Here is a 3,352-nt window from a genome sequence, read left to right on the forward strand (position 1 = left end):
GCGGGCCAGTCGGCCTCGGCGACGAAGGTGGCGCAGTTCCAGAAGGCGCCGGAGGTCACCAACCCGTCGGGTCAGGCCACCCAGGGCGCGGCGGTCACCAACGCCACGGCCAACTCCACGGCGACCAACACCACCAAGGCCCTGCAGTCCCTGGCGCAGCCCGCGGCGCAGACGACGACCAACGCCACGACCCAGGCCGCGACGCAGGCGACCACGGATCCGCTGTCGGAGCTGTGGTTCCTGCTGACCGGGCAGACCAGCCTGCCGACCAGCCTGGGCTCGGCCGTGAACGGCTACAGCCCCTTCGCCAGCCTCTTCTACAACACCGAGGGTCTGCCGTACTTCAGTACTGGTATGGCCAACACCTTTACGCAGATCGCCAAGTCGGTCGGTGCGATCGGTGGGGCGGCTCCGGCGGCGGCCAAGGCGTTGCCTGGGCTTGGTGGTCTGGGTGGGATGTTGGGTGGCGGTGCTGCGGCGGCTCACCCGGTGGCGGCGTTGGGCAGCGCGGCCTCGGTGGGTGGCAAGTTGTCGGTGCCGGTGGCCTGGTCGGGGGCGCCGGCGGCGCCGGCGCTGGGGCATGCGATTCCGGTCAGCAGCATCAGCGCGGCTCCCGAGGCCGCCGGCGGGCCGGGCAACCTGCTCGGTGGCATGCCGCTGGCGGGCGCCGGTGCCGGCGGGCACGGGGTGGCGGGTCCCAAGTACGGATTCCGGCCCACCGTCATGGCCCGGCCACCCTTCGCGGGATAGCTTCGGCCCCAGCAACTCTGGCGCAAAACCAGGACGCGCCCTGTCGCCAAGCACCGGCGGCAGGGCGCGTTTCCGCGTGCCCGGACGTCGCATCCGGGCACGCCCCAGCGAATCTCCAGCGGGCTTTATCTGCGGCCGGATTTTTATCCGCGCTGGGCTTTTCGCGTAGGCGCGGCCCCGCCGCAACCGCCCGCGGACTCACCCGCAGGCGCCGCTGAGGGCACCTCCTGACGGGGTGTTCCCGCAGGTAACCACGGTGCCGGCGCGACGCGTCCCGGGGGCGCCCCGATGGCACCGCCACGGGGGAGCGCGCCGCCGGCGCCTGGCCGGCCGCAGCTGCGGCGGCATCGCGGGAGCGGCGCGGGGCGGCGCGGCCATTTAGCCTTCCGAGCAAGCAAATTCTGATGGTCATCGCCAAGAGATCACCTGCGAGGGGATACATGTCGTTCGAGCCCGGTGCTTCGTAACCATGGACTTCGGGGCATTTCCGCCGGAGATCAACTCCGGTCGCATGTACGCGGGTCCGGGGTCGGGTCCGCTCATGGCCGCGGCCGCCGCCTGGGATGGGCTGGGCGCCGAGTTAGGCAGTGCCGCGAGCGGGTACACGTCGGTGATTTCGGAACTGACCCAGGCGCCGTGGGTGGGGCCGGCCTCGGCGTCCATGTTGTCGGCGGTGACGCCGTACGTGAGCTGGTTGAGCGTCCTGGCCGGGCAGGCCGAGGAGACGGCGGGCCAGGCCCGGGCGGCGGCCGCCGCGTTTGAGGCAGCGTTCGCGATGACGGTGCCGCCGCCGGTGATCGCCGCCAACCGGGTGCTGTTGGCGACCCTGGTCGCGACGAACTTCTTCGGGCAGAACACCCCGGCGATCGCGGCCACCGAGGCGCAGTACATGGAGATGTGGGCCCAGGACGCCGCCGCGATGTACGGCTACGCCGCTTCGTCGTTGGCGGCCTCGCAGCTGACCCCGCTGACGTCGCCGCCCAACACCACCACGCCAGAGGCCGACTCCAACCAGGCCGCCGCGGTCGCCCAGGCCGTCGCCGAGCCGGCGGGCAACACCGCCCAGACGACCTCGCAGCTGGCGACGCCGCAAGCCTTGACGGCCACCACGCAGGCGGTGACGCAGGCCTCGACGACGACGGCGTCGCAGCCGGGACCGTTCACCTGGCTGCAGAATCTGATAGACGGCTTCCTGCAGTCCGGGCTGCCCACGCCGACCAACAACTACGCGGGCCTGAACACCGGCATGTACGGCACCTTGCTGAAGCAGACCACGGGCCTCGCCTATTTCTCGAACGGCATCACCAGCTTCTGGTCGTCGATCGCCCAGCAGCTGATCTCCGGTCCCGGTGGTAGCACGGCCGGTGCCGGTGGTGCCTGGTATCCCACGCCGCAGTTCGCGAGCCTGGGGCTGGGCAACCTGGGCGGGGTGGGCCACGTGAGCGCGATCTCCGCCGGGACGGGGCAGGCCGCGCGGGTCGGGATGCTCTCGGTTCCCCAGCATTGGGCGACGCTGACCTCGTCGGTGACCCCGGCGGCGATGTCCGAGGAGGTCACCCCCATCGAGGCCGGGGCGACCGGCGCCCCCGGCGCGGGGGCCAACGGGCTGCTGCGCGGCATGCCGGTCGGGTCGTTCGGGCGGCGCGGCGCGGCCGCCGGGTACGTCAACAAATACGGGTTCCGCTACAGCGTGCTGACACGCCCGCCGTCGGCCGGATAAGCGGCGGAATCGCAGCATGCACACCCTCACCGTTAGCCGCGGCCGGATTTTATTCCCGGCCTCGATGCACCTGCGCCCGGTCACGTCGGCATCGGCCCTCGGCATCCGCGGCCGATGGGCCCGGGGATCCGACCATTCGCGCAGCTCACGCCCACGATTCGGGCACACGTCGGGGCGGTCGGCCGGCATCGGGCGGCCGGCCCCGACACCCGGCGCAAAGGCGCGCCGGACGGCCGTTACTCCGCTGACCGGCGTAGCGGTGCTCACCAGCGCATTAACGTCATCTACTACTCGACGCATCGATTCGAACATCACAGGTTAAGGGGCATATTCGTGGTGGATTATGGGGCGTTCCCACCGGAGTTCAATTCGGCGCGGATCTACTCGGGTCCGGGGTCGGGTTCGTTTCTGGCTGCGGCATCGGCATGGAGCGCGCTCGCGGCCGAACTCAACTCGGCCGCGCTCAGCTATGACAACGTCATCACCTCGCTGAACAGCGAGGAGTGGCTGGGGACCGCGTCCACGGCGATGGCGCAGGCGGCCGCGCCGTACGCGGCCTGGCTGACCACGACCGCCGCTCAGGCCGAAGAGGCGGCCACCCAGGCTCGTACCGCCGCGGCGGCCTACGAGACCGCCCTCGCCTCCTCGGTGCCGCCCCCGCTGATCGCGGTGAACCGCACGCAGGTGACCCAGCTGCAGGCGACCAACGTGCTGGGGCAGAACACCCCGCTGATCGCGCAGCTGGAGGCGCAGTACGGCGAGTACTGGGCGCAGGACGCGGCCGCGATGTACAGCTACGCGGGCCAGTCGGCCTCGGCGACGAAGGTGGCGCAGTTCCAGAAGGCGCCGGAGGTCACCAACCCGTCGGGTCAGGCCACCCAG

Annotated in this window: 2 protein-coding genes and 1 pseudogene; all 3 read left to right on the forward strand. The window is 71.3% G+C overall.

What is annotated here, in order from left to right; translation table 11 throughout:
- Window positions 1–750, forward strand: a pseudogene (locus A5659_RS22900) (hypothetical protein); the annotation flags it as partial.
- A 469-nt stretch (window positions 751–1,219) separates the two neighbouring features.
- Window positions 1,220–2,470, forward strand: a complete 1,251-nt coding sequence (locus A5659_RS22905; RefSeq protein ID WP_066878931.1) for a PPE family protein — start codon at window positions 1,220–1,222, stop codon at window positions 2,468–2,470.
- A 333-nt stretch (window positions 2,471–2,803) separates the two neighbouring features.
- Window positions 2,804–3,352: PPE family protein (locus tag A5659_RS22910; RefSeq protein WP_156749328.1), on the forward strand; the 549-nt coding region annotated here is incomplete at its 3' end.

This window comes from Mycobacterium sp. 1165196.3 (genome assembly GCF_001673415.1).
GTDB classification, from domain to species: domain Bacteria; phylum Actinomycetota; class Actinomycetes; order Mycobacteriales; family Mycobacteriaceae; genus Mycobacterium; species Mycobacterium europaeum_A.

Coding starts and splice junctions, on each gene's coding strand:
- A5659_RS22905 (WP_066878931.1), top strand. CDS start 1,220: ATGGACTTCGGGGCATTTCCGCCGGAGATCAACTCCGGTCGCATGTAC.